The sequence below is a fragment of the Streptococcus sp. Marseille-Q8145 genome (assembly GCF_965112035.1).
This window is the reverse complement of sequence record NZ_CBCOPQ010000001.1, coordinates 160,659-179,219: the sequence shown is the minus strand read 5'-3', so window position 1 is coordinate 179,219 and position 18,561 is coordinate 160,659. Positions and strand designations below refer to the sequence as shown.

Sequence of the window (18,561 nt, the reverse complement as noted above, 5' to 3'; positions counted from 1 at the left end):
TGTTCAGAGTGAGAAAGATTCATTTCTTAAAGTTGCCAAAGTTAAAAAATCCAAAGGTTAGTATTTGATTGGTTTAATCAGAGACTAAAAAGTGCCTTTGAGGTTACTTTTTTAGTTGAGCTTAGCGTTTACTTTAGCTATTGGACTGTTGGGTGAGGTGTGTTATAATAGAAGTATGAAAGAAAGAATGTCAGAATTAGTCAAATTGCTCAATCGATACGCCCATGAATACTATACGGCAGACAGGCCAAGTGTATCGGACAGCGAGTATGACAGACTCTATCGTGAGCTAGTGGAGTTAGAAGAAAAGTGCCCAACTGATATCCTACCTGATAGCCCAACGCATCGGGTGGGTGGGAAGATTTTAGAAGGATTTGAAAAATATCCACACCAGTATCCTCTCTTTAGTTTGCAGGATGCTTTTTCACGTGAAGAATTAATGGCTTTTGACCAGCGGATTCGCAAGGAATTTCCCCAGGTTTCCTATATTTGTGAGCTCAAGATTGATGGGCTTTCTATTTCCCTGACCTATGAAAAGGGAATCTTGGTAGCAGGGGCGACTCGGGGAGATGGCTCTGTTGGTGAAAATATCACGGAAAACCTCAAGCGGGTCAAGGATATTCCCCTGACTTTGAAAGAACCGCTGGATATTACGGTTCGTGGAGAGTGCTACATGCCCAAGGCTTCCTTTGATGCGGTCAATCAGCTGCGGCAGGAGAACGGTGAGCCTGAGTTTGCCAATCCCCGCAATGCGGCAGCAGGAACCTTGCGCCAGTTGGATACAGCGGTTGTGGCCAAGCGCAATCTAGCAACCTTCCTCTACCAAGAAGCCAGTCCGACTGAGGCTAGAAGCCAGGAAGCCGTCTTAAACAAGCTGGCGTCTTTGGACTTTTCAGTTAATCCGATTCATTTTCTAGCGGATTCGATTGATGCCGTTTGGGAGTTTATTGAAAAGATTGCTCAGGAGCGGGATAGTCTTCCTTATGAGATTGACGGTATTGTCATCAAGGTCAATGACCTGGCGGTGCAAGAAGAACTTGGCTTTACGGTCAAGGCACCTAAGTGGGCCATCGCTTATAAGTTTCCAGCTGAGGAAAAGGAAGCCCAGCTTCTGTCTGTTGACTGGACAGTCGGCCGGACGGGAGTTGTGACTCCAACGGCGAACTTGACGCCAGTTCAGCTAGCGGGGACGACTGTTAGCCGAGCAACCTTGCACAATGTGGACTATATTGCAGAGAAGGATATTCGTCAGAAAGACACCGTTATCGTCTATAAAGCGGGGGATATTATTCCTGCTGTTTTGCGCGTGGTGGAGTCTAAGCGGGTCTCAGAGGAGGCTTTGGAAATACCAAGTCACTGTCCGAGCTGTGAGAGTGAGCTGGTGCATTTCGAGGACGAAGTGGCTCTGCGTTGTATCAATCCGCTCTGTCCAGCCCAGATCAAGGAAGGCTTGATTCACTTTGCCAGCCGGGATGCTATGAATATTACTGGCCTTGGTCCAGCAGTGGTCGAAAAGGTCTTTGATAAGAACTTGGTCAAGGATGTGGCTGGAATTTATCGACTTTCTGTAGAAGATTTGCTGACCTTGGACGGCTTTAAGGAAAAATCAGCGAATAAATTGTATACTGCTATTCAAGCTTCCAAGGAAAACTCAGCAGAGAAATTGCTCTTTGGTCTGGGAATCCGTCACGTGGGAAGCAAGGCTAGTCGGATTTTGATGGAGAAATTCCACGATATGATCAAGCTGTCTCAGGCAAGTCAAGAGGAAATATCTTCCATTGACAGCCTAGGGACAGTTATCGCTCAGAGTCTGCATTCTTACTTTGAGCAGGAAGGCAGTCAGCTTCTGCTGCAAGAATTACAAGAAGCTGGCGTCAACCTAGACTATCTAGGGGAGAAAGTGGCAGCTGATGCCGCTCTCGCTGGCAAAACAGTCGTATTGACCGGAAAATTACAAAAATTAACACGGAATCAAGCTAAAGAAAAGTTGCTGAGCTTGGGTGCAAATGTCGCTGGAAGTGTGTCTAAAAAGACTGATTTGGTGGTGGCAGGTAGCGATGCAGGCAGCAAATTAACCAAAGCTCAAGAACTTGGGATCGAGATTCGAGACGAGGACTGGCTAGATAGCTTGTGAGGCTGAGTATGGAAAATAAAATAAAAAAAGCAAGATTAATTTATAACCCAACTTCTGGGCAGGAAATTATCAAAAAAAATATTGCCGAAGTCTTGGATGTCTTGGAAGATGTTGGCTATGAGACCAGTGCCTACCAGACGACTCCAGAGCCTTTCTCTGCTCAGCGAGAAGCTGAAAGAGCAGCAAGAGCAGGTTTTGATTTGGTTATAGCAGCCGGTGGAGATGGGACTATCAATGAAGTAGTGAATGGAGTTGCAGGCTTAGATGTGCGCCCCAAGCTGGCTTTCATTCCAACTGGTACGACCAATGATTATGCGCGTGCCTTGAAAATTCCCATGGGAGATCCAGTGGCTGCAGCTCGTATTATCGAGAAAAACCAGACGATTCAGATGGATATCGGCCGGGCTTATGGTAGTAAATACTTTATCAACATTGCGGCGGCAGGCACTCTGACAGAGCTGACTTACAGTGTCCCTAGTGAAGTCAAGACCCGTCTAGGCTATCTGGCTTATGTAGCCGAAGGAGCCAAAATGCTGCCACGCTCCAAATCGCGTAAGGTACGGATTGAGCATGACCATGGTGTTTTTGAGGGCAAGATTTCGCTTGTCTTTGCAGCCTTGACTAATTCTATCGGAGGCTTTGAAAAACTAGCGCCAGATACAAAACTGGACGATGGAAATTTCACCTTGATTCTTGTAAAAACGGCCAAGTTGTTTGATATGCTTAGTCTCATCATACAAGCAATTAATGGTGGCCAACATGTGACGGATGCTAATGTTGAATATCTGAAAACCAGCAAATTGAAGCTAGAAGTATTAGATAAAAAAGCTCCCTTTATGTTGAATCTAGACGGTGAGTACGGAGGAGATACACCAGTAGAATTGGAAGTTTTGCACAATCATCTGGAGTTTTTCGCCAATATAGATGAAATCGATGAGAGCGCTCTTTCCTTAGAAAAATTAGAATGAAGAGATAAATGAAAATGCTAGACTATAAAGTCATTGTCCATTACCACAATCCTAAGGGAGATTACTTTTCTTATGATTTGTGGCAGTGGCAGACAGATCAGTGGGGAAAAGAAGCACCTTTTTCTAAACTAGATTATTTTGGTATCCAGGGAGAACTATCTTTTAAAAGTTGGGAGCCTCTTAGTCAGGCTCATGTGATTGTCAAGCGTTCAGACTGGTCCAGCCAATCTTGCGACTACCACATTGACTTATTGCCAGTTCATTTGCCTACAGAGGTGTGGTTGATTGAAGGAGATCACCAGGTCTACTATTCCTTGCAAGCGGCGACGACGAGCCACCAATATTCGCGGCGACGTCCTCATAATTTCGATGTGGCCATGCGGTCGGATTATTTTGATGAATGCTGGGGCTACCAAGGTTGGCTTGGGCATCGTCTGCGGGGGCAAGTAAATGAGTTTAAAGTTTGGGCTCCGACAGCCAAAAAAGTTGAATTGCTAGTCTATGAAACTTCGGATAATCAAGCAGCTGTTTATAAAGAATTCTCTATGGAAAAGGGAGAGATTTACTCGCACGATCATGCTAAAAATACAATCGGAGTTTGGTCGGTGGAAGTGCCAGAAGATTTAGCTGGCAAGGGCTACCAGTATCATGTTCATTTTGAAAACCAGCATTTTTTGACGCGCGATCCTTATACAATCGCCACCTGTCCTGATGGCAAGCGCTCAGCTATTGTTGCTGAACAGGACAAGACTGTTGCTGGTTTTAAGGTATGTCAAGGCAAGGAGGCAACTTGGCGTTTAGATAATCCGAATCAAGCGGTCATTTATGAGATGCATATCCGCGATATTAGTAAATCGCCTAGTTCCGGTGTCGCAGAGCATTTGCGAGGGACTTTTTTAGGTGCTTGTCAAGGAGGCACTAGAAATAGTCAGGGAGATCAGACTACTTTTGATTACATTCGCAATCTAGGTATCAATGTCGTGCAGCTCCAGCCGGTTTCTGACCGACACAAGGACTATGACGAAAATGGCCAAGTTACTTATAACTGGGGCTATGATCCACAGAACTACAATGCACCAGAAACTAGTTTTTCTTCTAATCCGAATGATCCGGGTCAGGCCATCCGAGATTTGAAAACCATGATTCAGGCTTATCATGATGCAGGGATTTCTGTGACCTTAGATGTGGTTTACAATCATATTTATTCGACCTTCGACTCAGCCTTTCAGTCAACGGTTCCCGATTATTACTACAGGATGAATCCCAACGGTTCTTTCCAAAACGGTACCGGAGTTGGCAGCGAGACGGCCAGTGAGCATGAAATGTTCCGCAAATTCATGATTGATTCACTTCGCTATTGGGTAGAAGAATTCAATGTGGATGGCTTCCGTTTTGATCTGATGGGAATCCATGATGTCACCACCATGAATATCATCCGAGAAGAAATGGATAAAATTGATCCACGGATTTTGCTTTATGGTGAAGGTTGGGATATGGGAACAGGCCTGATGCCAGAGGACAAGGCTAAGAAAGACAATGCATATCAACTGCCGCGAATTGGCTTCTTTAATGATACTCAGCGCGATGCGATAAAGGGTGCTGAAGTCTACGGTGGTCTGAAAGCTGGTTATGTGAGCGGACAAGCGACGGAAGATATCATAGCCAAAGCCATTCTGGGTAGCAGTGAGTTAGGCTCCTATTTGACACCAACTCAGGTTCTTAATTATGTGGAGGCGCATGATAATTTCAACCTGCATGATTTGCTGGTTGACTTGCACCCAGAAGATGATGAGGTCACTCGGACCAAAAGAATTGAGCTGGCAACAGCTATGAACTTGCTTATGCAGGGTATGGCATTTATGGAATTGGGCCAAGAATTTTCCCGCACGAAACTAGTAGGAACAGGCGAAGAGGGCCAAGTCCTGCCTAGCGACCGTGACAGAGCAATGAACAGCTACAATGCTCCCGATGCTATCAATCAAGTGAATTGGGAATTGATCAGCCAACATCAGGAGAGTATTGACTATATCAAGCAAATCCTTCGCTTAAAGACAAGTCAGAAGGAATTTTCTTATCAAACCTATGAAGAGATTTACAAACATGTCTTTGTAAAAGAAGCCTTTGCCGGCAGTGGTATCGTCATTTTTGAGATTAAAGATGAAAAACATTATGAAATCATTTTTAATGCAAGTGGACTGCCATATTACCTTGAGAATGCGGATCACCTGCGTTTGTTGGTCGGAAATAGTCGTCATAAGAGACCCTTCTATGTGGAGAATCTGACCGCTTCCGTTTTTGAAGTGATTGCATAATATGAATAAAAATAAGAAAAGGTTGAAGACAGGCTTTGCAGCTTAAGTCTTCAATCTTTTTTTGTGCTTCAAAAATAAAAAAACTCTCCCTCAACATTTTTCAATGTTTTAGGAAGAGTTGAGTAGCCTCATAGATTAGGGACTGGCACTTGAACTGGAGGAGCTAGAAGAGCTGGAGGACTCTCCGCTAGTTCCCTCTTCGCTGCTAGTGCTAGAGTGAAATTGTTCTGGGTGAAGTACTCGATAACTTGGTGAATTAAAGAGATCCACAGAAGATACACCGCCACGTTTTGAATAAAGACTGGTTGATTGGTCGCCTTTTTCTTTCTCAATGGCCTTGAGGGCTTTCAAAGAGTTGATGTAATTGTAATCGTCAGGATTGACTTTTCCTAGATTATTGCCTGTGTAAAAGCGGAATAGGTCCCCTGTCTGAATAGCATCGCTCATTTTCAGTTGTGTATTTGCGGCTGTTCGGATAGCTTCTAGTTCAGCTGTTGTTGATTCGTCTGGCAGAGTGATCTCCTCACCAGTTTGTGTGTTGTAAATGCGGCCGCTATAACTTGTGTATTTTGGTGTTACAAAGTTATTGGTTGAGCGGAAGGCCACGATTTGCTGGTGCTGAGGTGAGAGGAGGTCTTGCCCGACTTGAAGGTAATTTTTGGAGTCAATCCCCAATAAATGCTCCAAGGTTGGCAGCATATCGATTTGTCCGCCAAAGGTATCGATGATTTTTCCCTTTTCCATTCCAGGTATCACGACCATGTATGGCACTCTCTGCAACATGGCATTGTCGTAACTAGACCAAGTCTCAGAATTTTTATTGATCAAAGGTGCCAAAGCTGGATTACGGGAATTGGAAATTCCATAGTGGTCGCCGTAAAGGACGATAATTGAATTTTCATAGAGTCCAGCTTCTTTCAGGTAGTCAAAGAAAGCTTTGACAGCTGAGTCGAGGTAGTTTGCTGTTGCAAAATAGCCATTGATGGTTTCGTCTTTGGTATCTGCCAGTGGGAAACCAATCTCATCGCCAATCAGACTGGTCGTATAAGGATAGTGATTAGAGACGGTGATGTATTTGGCATAGAAAGGCTGCTGCAAATGTTCCAGATATTTGATGGAATCTTTGAACATAATCTTATCGTTCAAACCATACTGGAAGGAGTTGGTCTCGTCTTGCTTGGTAAAGTAAGACGCATCGAAGAAATAATTATAACCCCATTGCTTGTAGGCTGTGTTGCGGTTCCAGAAACTACCTGTATTTCCATGGAAAACAGCAGATGTGTAGTCTCCATTTTTTGATAGGATAAAAGGTGCTGCTTGTTGGGTATTGGTACCGCCGTAGTTTACCATGAAGGAGCCTTGGTTGAGACCAAAGAGACCCGTTTCAATCATGGTCTCCGCATCGGAAGTCTTTCCAGCCTTGACCTGATTAAAGATATTTGAAAAAGCCAAAGTTGAGTTGGAGTGGTAAAGGGAGTTGAGGAAAGGCGTAACTTCATATTCCTTGCCCTCCATCTGCAGTTTATAATCAATAAGAAACTGCTGGAAGCTTTCTAGATGGACATAGATAACATTGCGACCTTTGGCAATACCATAGTATTCAGAGTTTGGCTCAGCATAATGGGATTGGATATATTGTTGAACGGGTTCTAGATCCTTGGCAGAGGCTTTGGAACGCTCTTTATTAGCAGCATAGGTTTGATTGGCACTGTAGCCCAGGAAGGCAGGAAGACCAAGGGCGCGAACGACATAGTAATTTGAAAATCCGCGTGTCAGGAGCTCAGGACGATCAATTTCTGCTAGGAAAAGATTGGCCGAAAAGAGCATCGCTGATAGGGACGTTACAGCAAAGCTGGCGCGGAAATTAAACCTACGATGATCCAAGCAGATATACTTTTTATAAAAAAGCCAGCCCAGAATTGGAAAATCAATGATATAGATAGCATCCCAAGGGCGGAAGAGCTCCATGGCTGCTGCCCCGAGACCTGCAGACACCTTGCTAGAGGCCAACATGGTATTAACTGTCACAAAGTCGGTAAACTCACGGTAGTAGATGGAGTTTGAGACCAACCAGACAAAGAGCATGATGTAGATAGCCGTGCTGACACAATAAAAAAGCTTGGTCGGCTTGATATAAAGGGCGAGTCCAATCAGTAAAAGTCCAATTGGGAAAGGGTTAATCAGAGCCAGAAAAATTTGATAGGCTCCTTGAATATCTAAATTAAAATCAACGGTATAAGCCCACATGGTTTTTAACCAATAAATCGTGAGCAAGCTCAAGACGAAACCGAGCCTTGTACTCATAAAATTGAGTAAATTCTTGGTTATTTTTTTCACAGAAAGATACTTCCTTGTCTTATTTCCTAAAAATTCTCTTCTTCTAAGTATATCACAATTTTTCAAGATGAGGAAAAATTGAGGTGATTTAGTGTTTAGTTTATTTTATTTGTAAGGTAATTTAATAAGGGCAATTATTTCCTAGCTTCAAGATTGTTCGCAAAAATATCTAAAATTAAACAGGCTTTGTTTCAATATTAATGATGGAAAGTGGGAATAGGGAAGCTTACTTGAAAGTCCGCCTGATAAAATAAATATTTAATATATAAAATGTTGGAGATTTCTTCTACTAAAACAAGTATTATTTGAAAATAATAAATATGCTTTGAGAATTTTCACAATATTTGGTATAATAATGCTTATGAAGAAACTTACTGTTAATAAACAGACAGAGGAAAAGTTGAGAAAAGGAATTTTAGTTCTAGATAAGAATGATTTTCCAACTCTTTCATTCACCGATCAATGTGTGGAATTGCATAGTCAGCAGGGGAAGTTCTTGGGAACGGCTTATCTCTCCTTACAAAATAAGGGGCTTGGTTGGCTGATTTCCTATGCTAAGGTAGAGCTGAACTCAGCTTTCTTTCAGCATTTGTTTGAAAAAGCTAAAGACAAGCGTTTCTATTACCGTCATGCGGAGGATACGACAGCCTATCGCCTGTTTAACCAAGAAGGTGACGGTTTTGGCGGTTTTACGGTTGATATCTATGAGAAATATGCCGTTTTCTCTTGGTACAATTCCTTTGTTTTTTCAATTAAGGATCAGATAGTGGCTGCTTTCCAGCAGGTATTTCCTGAGGTCGCTGGAGCTTACGAGAAGATTCGCTTCAAGGGCTTGGACTATGAGTCTGCCCATCTCTACGGAGCAGAAGCGCCAGCCTATTTTACGGTTTTGGAGAATGGCGTTCGCTATCAAGTTTTCATGAATGATGGCCTGATGACTGGGATTTTTCTGGACCAGCACGAGGTACGGGGGAGTCTGGTTGACGGCTTAGCTAGCGGAAAAAGCCTGCTCAATATGTTTTCTTATACAGCAGCTTTCTCGGTGGCAGCTGCTATGGGCGGTGCCAGTCAAACAACTTCGGTGGATTTGGCCAAACGTAGCCGCGAGCTTTCCCAAGCGCATTTTGAAGCCAATGGTTTGGATTTAGAGCCTCATCGTTTCGTGGTTATGGATGTCTTTGATTACTTCAAATACGCCAAGCGTCACGAGTTGAAATATGATGTGATTGTCCTTGATCCGCCGAGCTTTGCTCGCAATAAAAAGCAGACTTTCTCTGTTGCGAAAGATTGCCATCGTTTGGTGGCTCAGGCCTTGGAAATCTTGAGTCCGAAAGGAACATTGATTCTTTCGACCAATGCAGCCAATGTCTCTAAAAGTAAGTTTAAAAAAGAAATTGAAAAAGGATTTGCAGGAGTTCCTCACCGCTATCTAGCGGAATATGGCCTACCAGCAGACTTTGTATACAATAAGAAAGATGAGAATAGTAACTACCTAAAGGTATTTACAATTAAGGTGGATAAATGAAATTAGTCGTTTCAATCATGCCCAGAAGTTTAGAAGAGGCTAAAGCAATTGATGTGAGTCGTTATGATGATGCTGACATTATCGAATGGCGCGCGGACTTTTTGCCGAAAGAGAGCATTCTCAACGTTGCTCCTGCTATTTTCGAGAAATTTGCTGGTCGTGAATTGCTCTTCACGCTGCGAAGTCGCGGAGAAGGTGGTGAAATTGATCTGTCAGATGATGAATATGTTGCTCTCATCAAAGAAGTGGCCAATTTTTATTCGCCAGACTATGTTGATTTTGAATACTATTCGCATAAAGATAAATTTGAAGAAATGCTCGAGTTTCCAAATTTAGTTCTCAGTTATCATAATTTTGAGGAAACGCCTGAAAATATGATGGAAATTTTGTCAGAATTGACAAGTTTGGCACCAAAAGTGGTCAAAGTTTCTGTCATGGCTCACAATGAGCAGGATGTCTTGGATCTGATGAACTACACTCGTGGATTTAAGATTTTGAATCCTGAGCAAGAGTATGTAACGATTTCTATGGGAAAAGTCGGAAAGATTTCTCGCTTAGCTGCAGATTTGACAGGTTCGAGCTGGTCTTTTGCTAGCGTTGAACAGCCGAGTGCACCGGGTCAGGTTTCCCTAGCAAACATGAAGGTTGTGCGGGAGATTTTAAATGAAAATTGATGGCCATACTCGTCTAGCTGCAGTGGTTGCTAAGCCGATTAAGCATAGCATTTCACCATTTATTCATAATACTGCCTTTGAGAAGACTGCTGTCAATGGTGTCTACCTTGCTTTGGAAATTGAAGCAGAGGATTTAGAAGCGACCGTTGCTAATATCCGAAGGTATAATATGTTTGGGATAAATTTGTCAATGCCCTACAAGCAGGAAGTCATCCAATATCTTGATGAATTGGCTCCCAGTGCCCGTCTTATCGGGGCTGTGAATACAGTGGTGAATAAAAATAGTATATTGATAGGATATAATACGGATGGCAAGGGATTTTTTAAGAGCTTGCCGTCTTTTGCTATTCAGGGCAAAAAAATGACCATTTTAGGTGCTGGAGGAGCCGCAACAGCTATTATCGCTCAAGCTGCTTTGGATCAGGCAGAAGAAATCTTTGTCTTTACTCGGCAGGCATCCTATGATAAGACCGTCAGCAAGATGGCAGTTATCAGCCGCCAGACTAAGAGTAGGATTCATGTTTTTAACTTAGAAGACTTAGCTACCTTGCAGGATAAAATTAACCAATCAGACCTTCTGGTCAATGGAACAAGTGTGGGTATGGATGGAAAAACTTTGCCATTAGCTGAAAGTATTCAGCTGCCGAGCCAGATTTTAGTTGCGGATGTGATTTACAAACCTTTTGAAACACCTTTTTTAAAGTGGGCTCGAAGTCAGAAGGTAGTGGCAGTGAATGGTCTGGGTATGTTGCTTTATCAGGCAGCAGAAGCTTTTGAGCTTTGGACAGACCAATCCATGCCCTGTCAGGAAATTTGGCAGCAGCTAGAAGCTCTGTATAAATAGTCACTCGTACTCAGCTCCTTTAAGGTTGGAGCAGGAAAAACAAGGAGGCGCTTATGAAATTGAATGTAAATCTCCCCCATCATCCCTATGATATTACCATCGAAAAAGGAGCCTTATCTCAGGCTGGAAACTGGCTGAGTCAGCTGTGGCAGCCTCAGAAAGTGGTCATCGTCACGGACAATCGAGTGGCTCGACTCTATGCGGAAAAGGTCAAGCTGAGCTTGGAAGCGGCTGGATTTGAGACTTTTGTCTTTGACTTTTTGGAAGGCGAAGCCAGCAAGAACTTAAAGACCGTCAACAAAGTCTATGAGTTTTTGGTCAAGGTTGGTCTGACCCGCAGCGACGGCATTGTAGCCTTGGGAGGCGGAGTCGTCGGTGATTTGGCGGGCTTTGCCGCTTCGACCTACATGCGGGGCGTTCATTTCGTGCAGATTCCGACCAGTCTGACAGCTCAAGTGGATTCCTCTATCGGTGGTAAGACAGGTGTCAATACACCTTGGGCCAAGAATATGGTCGGGACTTTTACTCAGCCTGATGGAGTTCTGATTGACCCTGAAGTCTTGCAGACTTTAGGGCAACGTGAATTGATTGAAGGTATGGGCGAGGTTGTCAAGTACGGCTTGATTGAGGATAAGGAACTCTGGGATGAGCTGTCAGAAATGGATGGCAGTCCAGAGTCGATTTTAGAGCATGCTGAAAGCATCATTTACCATTCCTGTGATGTTAAACGTAAGATTGTAGTTGAGGACGAGCTGGATAATGGCGTCCGCCTCTATCTGAATTTCGGCCATACTATTGGGCATGCTATCGAAGCGACAGCGGGCTATGGAAAAGTCATGCACGGTGAAGCCGTGGCGATTGGCATGGTACAGGTTTCTCGTGTCGCTGAAAAGAAAGGCCTCATGCCAGCCGGAATCACAGAAGACATCATCCATATGTGTCAGAAGTTTGGCTTGCCGGTGGATTACCAGCCTTGGAATGAAGCTGCTCTCTATCAGGCACTGACCCATGATAAGAAGGCTCGAGGCAACTCTATCAAGCTAGTACTGGTGCCCGAGCTGGGTTCGGCTAGTATTCACCAGATTCCGCTGGAAGAGATGAAAGAATTTCTGAAGAAATAAGTGCCAGATGGAGTTTAAGACGATTGGACAGTTTGGATGAAAAATAGACAGGTTGTCCATCTCTTTCCATCCCAGAAATAGGAGAAAATGTATGAGATACTTAACAGCAGGAGAATCCCACGGACCACGTTTGACAGCTATTATTGAGGGGGTGCCGGCTGGTCTTCCTTTGACCGCTGACTATATCAATGCTGAGCTCAAGCGCCGTCAGGGTGGGTACGGCCGTGGTGCCCGCATGAAGATTGAAAGTGACCAAGTCGAGATTACGTCTGGGGTTCGTCATGGCTTGACCATGGGCGGCCCGATTACCCTCAATGTCACGAATCTGGATCATCAGAAGTGGCTGGAGATTATGGGTGCGGCAGATGTGGATGAAAAGAAAAAAGGGCTGCGCAAGATTACCAAACCACGCCCTGGCCATGCTGACTTAGTTGGCGGCATGAAATATCGCTTTGACGATTTGCGAAATTCCCTAGAGCGCTCTTCTGCCCGCGAAACGACCATGCGTGTAGCAGTCGGAGCGGTAGCCAAGCGCTTGCTGGAAGAAATCGGTGTAGAGGTAGCCAGCCATATCGTAACCTTTGGTGGCATTGATATTGATGTACCAGACGATCTGACCGTAGCAGAGATCAAAGAAAGAGCTGCCCAGTCAGAGGTTTCCATTGTCAATCCCGAGCGCGAAGAAGAAATCAAGGCCTACATTGACCAGATTAAGAAAGACGGGGATACCATCGGTGGTGTCATTGAGACTATCGTTGGAGGTGTGCCGGTCGGTCTGGGCTCCTATGTCCAATGGGACAAGAAGCTGGATGCCAAGATTGCTCAAGGAGTCGTGTCCATCAATGCTTTCAAGGGAGTTGAGTTTGGTGTGGGCTTTGAAGCAGGCCGCCTCAAGGGGAGTCAAGTCATGGATGAAATCCTCTGGTCTGAGGAAGATGGCTTCACTCGTAGGACCAATAATCTAGGCGGCTTTGAGGGCGGTATGACCAATGGTCAGCCAATCGTGGTGCGAGGTGTTATGAAGCCTATTCCAACCCTTTACAAGCCACTGATGAGCGTGGATATTGAGACCCACGAGCCTTATAAGGCGACAGTGGAGCGGAGCGATCCAACGGCTCTGCCAGCGGCGGGTGTTGTCATGGAAAGCGTGGTGGCAACAGTTTTAGCCACCGAAGTCTTGGAGAAATTCTCTTCGGATAATCTGGAAGAACTAAAGGATGCGGTAGCCCGCCATCGGGAATTTGTCAAGAACTTTTAGAAGAAAGGAGTGGGCATGGAGAGAAAAACAGTCTATATCGCAGGTCTGGGACTGATTGGAGCTTCCTTGGCTCTGGGCATCAGGCGAGCTCATCCTGAGATAGAGATTTTTGGCTATAATCGCAGTGAGGAATCGCGCAGAGTTGCCTTGGAACGGGGAATGGTAGATCTGGTGACAGATGATTTTGCTGCCTTTGCTCCACTGGCTGATGTGATTATTCTGGCTATGCCCATCAAGCAGACCATAGCATTTATCAAGGATCTAGCAGAGCTGGACCTGAAGGAAAATGTTATCATCTCAGATGCTGGATCGACCAAGGCAGAGATTGTGGCAGCTGCAGAAAAGTATCTGCAGAATAAGCCCGTCCGCTTTGTCGGAGCTCACCCGATGGCTGGAAGTCACAAGACCGGAGCCAAGGCTGCTCATGTCACTCTCTTTGAAAATGCCTATTATATCTTCACGCCCTCTAGCCTGACCAAGTCTGGTACGCTTGAGGAAATGAAAGATTTGCTGAGTGGTCTTCATGCCCGCTTTATTCAGGTAGATGCAGCCGAGCACGACCGAGTGACCAGTCAAATCAGCCATTTTCCTCATATCCTAGCCTCCAGCCTGATGGAGCAAGCGGCAGCTTATAGCCAAGAGCATGAACTAACCCAGTCTTTTGCCGCCGGTGGTTTTCGAGATATGACGCGGATTGCGGAGAGTGAGCCGGGTATGTGGACCTCTATCCTCTTGACCAATCCTCAAGCTATCTTGGAGCGGCTGGAAGATTTTAAAGCCCAGTTAGATAAGGTGGCTGCAGCGATTAAGACCAAGGACGAGACAGCTATCTGGGAATTTTTCGACCGAGGACGGCAAAGCCGCAAGCAGATGGAAATTCATAAACGAGCTGGTGTGGATAGCTTTTATGACCTCTTTATTGAGGTGCCCGATGAAGAAGATGCGATTTTGGGTATTTTGGAGCTTCTGCGCGGAATTTCGGTCGTCAATATTCGAATCAACGAGGAAAACCGTGAAGATATCAACGGTATTCTGCAAATTACCTTTAAAAATCGCCAAGATTTGGAAAAATCTGCTAAAATAGTAAGAGAAAATACGGATTACTTAGTGTCCGAAGACTAATATAGAATGGAGAACTCTATGTCAAATATTTATGATTTAGCCAATGAACTCAGTCGAGGACTTCGCGAAATGCCAGAGTACAAAGCTGTGGTAGAAAGCAAGCAGGCTATCAATGCGAATAGTGAAGCCAAGGCTATTTTTGATGACTACCTAGCTTTCCAGAAAGAGCTGCAGCAACTGGCTCAGACAGGCCAAATGCCGACCCCAGACATTCAAGAAAAGATGCAGAGTTTTGGAGATAAAATCCAAGGCAATGATTTATTATCAGCCTTCTTTAACAAGCAACAACAGCTCTCTATTTACTTGTCTGATATTGAACGGATTATTTTTGAACCGATTCAGGAACTATTCTAATAGAAGAAGCTATAAAAATAGATAAAACCAAGAAGACAGATTGGACTTTCTTGGTTTTTCTATGCTTTAGAAAGGCTATTAAGGCTGAAAATGAGTGCCTTTAATTCAAGAAAGAGGTAGAAAACTTATAAAATCAGATTATAGCAACAATTAAAATATATTGGCCTTGCTTTCTATTTACTATTGCCCCAAAGGCTGATATACTAATTAAAAAACGCTTACACTCTGATTTTTGAAAGGAACTGGTATGACTTTAGAAACAAGAAAGATTGCTATTCAAGATACATATGGCGACCGATTTCAACATTGCTGGGGCTGCGGCCCTAAGAATGAGCTAGGTCTACATTTAAAGACTTATCCTAGCTTAGATGGGAAGGAATGCATTACTAGAATAAGACCAGAATCTCACTATACTGGTGGTGTGCCGGCCAATCTTTTTGGTGGCATGATTGCTATGATTTTTGATTGCCATGGAACGGCTTCAGCAGCTTGGTTTGCCCATCAAGAAAAAGGCTTGGACTTGACTCAAGATACAGTCATTGGACGCTTTATCACAGCCCGTTTAGAAGTTGATTACCAGAGCCCGACGCCTATTGATCAGGAAATCATCGTTACTTCGCGGATTGAGGAGTTGGGAGCAAGGAAAGCTATTATCGTGATGGAGATGTCAGCAGCAGGACAGACAAGAGCCAAAGCTAGAATGGTAGCAGTTGCAGTAAAAGATCATATGTAGTCAATTCCCTTGGTGCCTTATATCAAGGGAATTTTAGCATCGTTGGAGTAATTTTATCTTGATTTTTGCAATTAGGACATTATTTTGGTATAATAGTTACTTGTCTTGGGGTCGTTACGGATTCGACAGGCATTATGCGGCACATTTTGCGACTCATCTAGCGGATGTAAAACGCCAGTTAAATATAACTGCAAAAAATAACAATTCTTACGCTTTAGCTGCTTAAAAACCAGCCAGCGTGACCTGATTCGGATTGCTTGTGTCTGATGACCGGTCTTATTATGAGCAAGCTACGGTAAAATCAAGTCTAGGGATTTTACAAGAGATTGATAGACTCGCTTAGCTTGGGCTTGAGCCATGTGTCAAAGCTGAGTTAAATGAAGACATGGCCTATGGTCGTAGACAAATGTGTTAGCAGGTGTTTGGACGTGGGTTCGACTCCCACCGGCTCCATCTTTGGTTTCTAAACCTTTCTAAAACTTCTTAAAACGTTGATTTATCAGCGTTTTTTTATTTTATACTTTCTAAACCTTTCTAGAACTTTTTGAAAAAGGGAGTTACAAAAGGAGTTACAAAAAGGAGGTAACACCTCCTAAAAGTCAATATAATTTGCAAAGCGCTTCTTTGAAAATAGAGTAGAGCGCATGAAACAGATGTCCTTTATAATGGTCTTCAACCTATCAAAATAGACCAACAGATATATCGCTCTATTTTTGCAAAAATTAAACGATTTGATAATCTCCTAAAATATGATATACTAGTAAAGTTGAAGGAGTTTTCGGATTTTTTAGAAAGAGTTAGGAAAAGGACTAGAAAACAAAAGTGTATTGATTTTAAAGCTTTCCTGACTTCTCCACTAAGCTCCATAGGGATATGTAAATGAGGTTTTTGATGATATGAGTTTTTTTGGAAAAATCTTAGGGAAAAGTCAAGATAGTCATCTACCCATTGAGGAAGTTTCTGTTGATTTAGAAAATCTTCCGAATGAATGGGGATCTTTTTCGACTCTGATTGACGAGCGAATGGCTAGTATCCGTCTAAATTTAGCCTTGGATTCAGTTGCTCCCTATCCATCCTATACTTATGCACTACGTTTGAGAATTGCCATTTTGAATGTTGATCCAGAGACAGGCTTTCCAGATTATGATGAATTTTCTAATTTGAACCTCATCGAAGATCGTCTTTCAGAAGCGATGAAGCACATTGCGGCTATCTATGTCGGAGTAGTCATCACAGATGGTCATATAGAGTTTTATTACTATTTGAAAGATAGAGAGCGGCACATGCCGATTATTGCTCAAGTGATGGAGCAATTTTCGAAATATCAATATAATTCAGCTACTCTGGTGGATCCTGAATGGAAACAATACTTTGACTTCTTGTATCCAAATGAATATGAGTACCAATCTATCTTAAACCAGCGTATCTGGTATCGCTTAGATAAAGAAGGGGATGACCACAGTCAACTAAGAGAAATCACTCATCAGTTTAGTTTTGAGACTTACGATGATCGTGTTTCCTTTATGGGGGATGCCTCTGCTCTTGATTATGATATTTCTTCTAGGAAAAAAGAAGAAGGCGATCCTCGACCTTACAAACTAGAAATATCCAGATTTGATACCACAGAGCTCCCTAGCATCAACCAACATGTTTGGGAATTAATAGAAATTTCGAAAAAATATAATGGAAAGTATAGCGGCTGGAGCTGCAATGTGGTATAATGGATAAAGTTTTGAGAAAGCAAGTCTTTCTCTTTTATGGAAGATTACTCAAGAGGCTTAAGAGGCTGTGTTGGAAACGCAGTAGGCGTGTAAAAGCGTGCGTGGGTTCGAATCCCATGTCTTCCGTTGTATGTCAAGAAGCGCCTTAGGGCGCTTTTTTGGTAGCGGGGAAAAAGAACGATGATCTTTTTGCTTAGTGCGAGACTCTGAGAATGTAGAAGTAAGGATAGTATGCAAGTAATCAGATGGATTCGTTTCCATCTTTTTTATTTGAGAAAAACCTTGAAATTTTTCTGAAAAGGAGTAAACTGTACATAGAAAGTTTCGGAGGTTCTGCATGAAGTTATATGTCCAGTTGATGATTATTTTCTCGATTTCCATCATTGGAGAGGGAATATCAAGTGTCTTCCATCTTCCCATTCCAGGTAGTATTATCGGCTTAATCTTGCTATTTCTTGCTTTGCAGTTTAAGTTATTGAGGCTCCGCCACGTCAGTATGGTCGGAAACTTCCTGTTAGCCAATATGACTATTCTTTTTCTGCCGCCAGCGGTTGGTATTATGGATAAATTCCATGTGATTGCTCCTTATCTGCTACCGATTATCTTGATTATTCTTGGTGCCATTGTTTTAAATGTGATCGTCATTGCCCTTGTCGTACAATTCATCAAGCAGCATTTTGAAGGCGATTATGAGGAAGGGGGGATGGATCATGTCTAATCTATGGAGTAACCCGCTATTTGGCCTCGCCTTGTCCATTTTTGCCTACCTCATCGGGATGCTGATTTTCCGCAGATTTCCTCATCCTTTGACAACGCCTCTCCTTTTAGCAGCGATTTTGGTCATTGCCTTTTTGAAATTAACGGGAATTTCTTATAAGGACTACTATGTCGGTGGGGCTTACTTGAACAATTTAATCGTACCGTCTACGGTTGCTTTAGGAATTCCGCTTTATAAGACCTTCCACCTGATGAAGCACCACGCTCGCAGTATCCTGCTAGGTACCTTTGTGGCTGTAGTGGTCAATACGACTTTCACAGCTCTACTTGCAAAATTCTTTGGGATGGACTTCTTTTTAGCGATTTCCCTATTTCCAAAATCTGTCACAACAGCGATGGCGGTAGGAATTACTGATAAAATGCAGGGCTTGACAACTGTTACCTTGGTGGTTGTTGTGGCGACAGGTATTTTGACAAGTGTCATGGGACCGACTATTCTTAAACTGCTGAAAATTAAGGATCCAGTAGCGGTTGGCTTGGCCTTAGGTGGTACAGGACATGCAGTTGGTACAGGAACAGCTTTCAAATATGGACATGTTGCTGGAGCCATGGCAGGTCTTGCAATCGGAGTGACAGGGATCATGTATGTGATTGTCAGTCCAATCGTCGCAGCCATTATCTTAAAATAAAAAAACATGGAGCAGTATTTCCGAGAAATTTTGCTTCATGTTTTTCATTTTA

15 protein-coding genes, 1 tRNA gene and 1 other RNA gene are annotated in these 18,561 nt (G+C 43.4%); 16 read left to right on the top strand and 1 reads right to left on the bottom strand.

Annotation, left to right across the window (positions count from 1 at the left end):
• Window positions 1–175: 175 nt before the first annotated feature.
• From ligA to pulA, 3 genes are read left to right on the top strand one after another with little or no spacing between them, the layout of a single operon-like run.
• Complete coding sequence (gene ligA, locus ACWPVL_RS00945) at window positions 176–2,134, top strand: NAD-dependent DNA ligase LigA (RefSeq protein ID WP_454386274.1); 1,959 nt, start codon at window positions 176–178, stop codon at window positions 2,132–2,134.
• Between the two features lie 8 nt (window positions 2,135–2,142).
• Window positions 2,143–3,102, top strand: a complete 960-nt coding sequence (locus ACWPVL_RS00940) for a diacylglycerol kinase family lipid kinase (protein WP_045499540.1) — start codon at window positions 2,143–2,145, stop codon at window positions 3,100–3,102.
• Window positions 3,103–3,116: 14 nt separating this feature from the next.
• Complete coding sequence (pulA, locus tag ACWPVL_RS00935; RefSeq protein WP_454386272.1) at window positions 3,117–5,414, top strand: type I pullulanase; 2,298 nt, start codon at window positions 3,117–3,119, stop codon at window positions 5,412–5,414.
• 135 nt (window positions 5,415–5,549) lie between these two features.
• On the opposite strand, the gene ACWPVL_RS00930 is transcribed toward pulA, so the two are convergent.
• A complete protein-coding gene (locus ACWPVL_RS00930) occupies window positions 5,550–7,751 on the bottom strand; it encodes an LTA synthase family protein (protein WP_454386270.1) in 2,202 nt (733 codons plus the stop codon).
• A 361-nt stretch (window positions 7,752–8,112) separates the two neighbouring features.
• Here ACWPVL_RS00930 and ACWPVL_RS00925 point away from each other — a divergent pair, with 361 nt between their 5' ends.
• From ACWPVL_RS00925 to ACWPVL_RS00865, 13 genes are all read left to right on the top strand, one after another.
• Window positions 8,113–9,276, top strand: coding sequence for a class I SAM-dependent rRNA methyltransferase (locus ACWPVL_RS00925; RefSeq protein ID WP_454386268.1), 1,164 nt, complete (start codon window positions 8,113–8,115; stop codon window positions 9,274–9,276).
• A complete protein-coding gene (aroD, locus tag ACWPVL_RS00920) occupies window positions 9,273–9,950 on the top strand; it encodes a type I 3-dehydroquinate dehydratase (protein WP_005590561.1) in 678 nt (225 codons plus the stop codon). The genes ACWPVL_RS00925 and aroD overlap by 4 nt, the downstream gene beginning before the upstream one ends.
• A complete protein-coding gene (locus ACWPVL_RS00915; protein ID WP_454386266.1) occupies window positions 9,940–10,794 on the top strand; it encodes a shikimate dehydrogenase in 855 nt (284 codons plus the stop codon). The genes aroD and ACWPVL_RS00915 overlap by 11 nt, the downstream gene beginning before the upstream one ends.
• A 53-nt stretch (window positions 10,795–10,847) precedes the next feature.
• Window positions 10,848–11,915: a 3-dehydroquinate synthase gene (aroB, locus tag ACWPVL_RS00910; RefSeq protein ID WP_454386264.1), complete on the top strand. Its 1,068-nt coding sequence runs from the start codon at window positions 10,848–10,850 to the stop codon at window positions 11,913–11,915.
• 91 nt (window positions 11,916–12,006) lie between these two features.
• Window positions 12,007–13,173 carry a chorismate synthase gene (gene aroC, locus ACWPVL_RS00905; protein WP_454386262.1) on the top strand — a complete coding sequence of 389 codons (1,167 nt, stop codon included), beginning with the start codon at window positions 12,007–12,009 and terminating at the stop codon, window positions 13,171–13,173.
• 15 nt (window positions 13,174–13,188) lie between these two features.
• Window positions 13,189–14,295 carry a prephenate dehydrogenase gene (locus tag ACWPVL_RS00900; protein ID WP_454386260.1) on the top strand — a complete coding sequence of 369 codons (1,107 nt, stop codon included), beginning with the start codon at window positions 13,189–13,191 and terminating at the stop codon, window positions 14,293–14,295.
• An 18-nt stretch (window positions 14,296–14,313) separates the two neighbouring features.
• Window positions 14,314–14,649: a YlbF/YmcA family competence regulator gene (locus ACWPVL_RS00895; protein ID WP_005592507.1), complete on the top strand. Its 336-nt coding sequence runs from the start codon at window positions 14,314–14,316 to the stop codon at window positions 14,647–14,649.
• Window positions 14,650–14,896: 247 nt separating this feature from the next.
• On the top strand, window positions 14,897–15,382 hold the full coding sequence (locus tag ACWPVL_RS00890) for a thioesterase family protein (RefSeq protein ID WP_454386258.1): 486 nt from the start codon (window positions 14,897–14,899) through the stop codon (window positions 15,380–15,382).
• A 107-nt stretch (window positions 15,383–15,489) separates the two neighbouring features.
• Window positions 15,490–15,838, top strand: a transfer-messenger RNA (tmRNA) gene (ssrA, locus tag ACWPVL_RS00885).
• 440 nt (window positions 15,839–16,278) lie between these two features.
• Window positions 16,279–17,103, top strand: coding sequence for a DUF695 domain-containing protein (locus ACWPVL_RS00880; RefSeq protein ID WP_454386256.1), 825 nt, complete (start codon window positions 16,279–16,281; stop codon window positions 17,101–17,103).
• Window positions 17,104–17,141: 38 nt separating this feature from the next.
• A tRNA-Ser gene (locus tag ACWPVL_RS00875) sits at window positions 17,142–17,229 on the top strand.
• Between the two features lie 211 nt (window positions 17,230–17,440).
• Window positions 17,441–17,821, top strand: coding sequence for a CidA/LrgA family protein (locus ACWPVL_RS00870; protein WP_005590547.1), 381 nt, complete (start codon window positions 17,441–17,443; stop codon window positions 17,819–17,821).
• Window positions 17,814–18,509 (top strand): LrgB family protein, encoded by a 696-nt coding sequence (locus ACWPVL_RS00865; RefSeq protein WP_015604519.1) that lies wholly within the window; start codon window positions 17,814–17,816, stop codon window positions 18,507–18,509. The genes ACWPVL_RS00870 and ACWPVL_RS00865 overlap by 8 nt, the downstream gene beginning before the upstream one ends.
• Window positions 18,510–18,561 lie beyond the last annotated feature (52 nt).